The 1799-nt window shown below is 34.7% G+C and carries 2 protein-coding genes; both read left to right on the top strand.

Annotated features, from left to right (window positions below):
- Positions 1-438 precede the first annotated feature (438 nt).
- Positions 439-633: a hypothetical protein gene (locus A5N88_RS22235; RefSeq protein WP_066270823.1), complete on the top strand. Its 195-nt coding sequence runs from the start codon at positions 439-441 to the stop codon at positions 631-633.
- Between the two features lie 761 nt (positions 634-1394).
- On the top strand, positions 1395-1799 hold a 405-nt coding region (locus A5N88_RS22230; RefSeq protein WP_232317647.1), incomplete at its 3' end, for a glycosyltransferase.

Here is a 1799-nt window from a genome sequence, read left to right as displayed (position 1 = left end):
TGAAAAAGTTTGTCTGTGGGATTGATTTTAGGTTTTTCCATAGTTCAAGGTTATAGAATATCCATCAAATCAAACAGAATAAGTGTGGATTCTAGTCGTGGGTATTGGTTCGGCGGGATGATTTTATGATTCCGTTTCTGCTGCTGATGATTATTACGTTCAATTGGGTGAAACATCTTTATTAAAACACGCTCAGGCGGTAAAAAACGGCTCAATTAGCCGTTTTTATATGGAGTTGTGGCTGATGTCCTGGTGTGGCCCAAAAGCTGAGAAATCATACTGTTTATGAGCCTACGGATTCTATAGACCCGTTACGGGTCTTTTTTCATTGAACTATAGGGGCAGGTTAGTTTGAAATAAAGGTTTACTATTTCTTTGAATCGGGTAAAACGAATTGGGTAAAAGGAATCAGATAAGAGAAAATAGGGGGACAACTAAGTGGCCGTTCCTAAAAGAAATAGATATGTAGTGAGTGTTACAGGGAATGGTGAAACCAAGCAGATAGTAATCATTGCTAATGATTTGGAAGGAATGTATAGAGAAGTATACAGGCTTTATGGTTCCCTGCTTAAAGATTTAAATGGCAATTATACAGGGGGAACCATTTCATATAAGGAATCAACCTTAAATTAGATATTAAAGGCACTCATAAAAGGGTGTCTTTTTTTCTACTAAAAATTACGGTTTTCTCTTTTTTAAGACTTCCTAGACCAATGTTATGTTGCTTCTTCTTGTTCAACTAACGGGGGCAGGTTAGCTTAAGAAGGAAAATTATGCCCCACGGGCAGTTACGTTCTACCCTGGCTACTGATATAATAAGACCAAAATAAATAAGGTCAACCAGAAATATTTAGCATTCTGGTTAACCTTATAATACGAACGAAGCAGTTTATTCGAACAAGAATTTTACAATGTATTCCATTTTTCAAATTTCTTTTATAATTACAATAAGAAGAAAATTAACTAAGAGTGGGGATTATCTAAGGTTTAGCCCATATTTTTATCGTTATCTGGCTGACCTTCTAATACGAAGGGCGCTATAGTTAAATAATAGTAATTAAAGAATTCACAAAGATTATTTACAAAGTTTAGATATATTTGTGGATTCTTTTTTATTTTTATCATAACTGAATCAATTTCATAATTGATAATTTGAATGGTTCAACGAATTGCCATGACCTCTTATTGGTACCCAAAAAACAGCAGAACGTTTTGTACAAGAAAGAAAAAGATTAAGTGGCCTGTATTCCTTAATCATCAAAGATGTGACAATAAAAGAATTTCGAGCATATCCTTTTAACAAATTGATCAAGACAGTAACTGCTGTCCATAATGACGAAAATCCATCCTATACAGAAGGGAAAGAAATTTTGGGAAATATAAATGATAGAACAATGTCACAGCTTGGAAAGAAAATCTGTCTTTGTATGATTGTAAAAAATGAGTCAAGAATTATAGAAAGGTGTTTGAATGCAGCAAAACCAATCATCGACTTCGTTTCGATATGTGATACTGGCTCTACTGACAAAACTCCTGAAATCATTGAAAACTGGTGCAAGGAGCACCATATTCCAGGCACTGTTCACCACAAAGCCTTTAAAAATTTTGGTTACAATCGAACATTATCAGCCCGTCTCGCCCAAGAAGCGTACCCAAAGTCTGATTATCTGTTAATGCTTGATGCAGATATGATTTTACATGTTGAGCCAAGCTTTGATAAATCCCTTTTAGTTCTAGATCACTATCTAACAGTGCAATATGATTCCCAAATAAAATATTGGCTGACTCGTTTGCTTAAA

Origin of the sequence: Heyndrickxia acidicola (assembly GCF_001636425.1) — a bacterium.
GTDB classification, from domain to species: domain Bacteria; phylum Bacillota; class Bacilli; order Bacillales; family Bacillaceae_C; genus Bacillus_AE; species Bacillus_AE acidicola.
Note: the sequence above shows the minus strand (reverse complement) of the source record. Positions and strands in the feature narration are given on the sequence as shown.